Source organism: Undibacterium sp. Ji22W (assembly GCF_049340305.1).
Taxonomy (GTDB): domain Bacteria; phylum Pseudomonadota; class Gammaproteobacteria; order Burkholderiales; family Burkholderiaceae_D; genus Undibacterium.
This window is the reverse complement of sequence record NZ_JBMPOU010000026.1, coordinates 1-273: the sequence shown is the minus strand read 5'-3', so window position 1 is coordinate 273 and position 273 is coordinate 1. Positions and strand designations below refer to the sequence as shown.

Genomic DNA, 273 nt, shown 5'->3' with positions numbered 1-273 from the left:
CGAACGCTTCGGCAACCGGTACCGCAACGATTACCGACAATGACGGTACACCAAGTTTGTCGATCAACGACGTGATCGTCAACGAAGCGGCTGGCACAGCGACCTTCACGGTCACCTTGTCGGCAGCGTCTGGCCAAACGGTTTCGGTTGGTTACAACACCAGCAACGGTACAGCAACCGCGGGTAGCGATTACACAGCAACGAGTGGTACCTTGACGTTCAATCCTGGTGTGACGACGCAAACGATCACGGTCAATATCGCCAACGATAGCG

1 protein-coding gene is annotated in these 273 nt (G+C 55.3%); it reads left to right on the top strand.

Annotated elements, in window-relative coordinates; genetic code table 11:
- Positions 1-273, top strand: a 273-nt coding sequence (locus ACO0KW_RS20435; RefSeq protein WP_423055184.1) for a Calx-beta domain-containing protein, incomplete at both ends; no start/stop codon positions are given.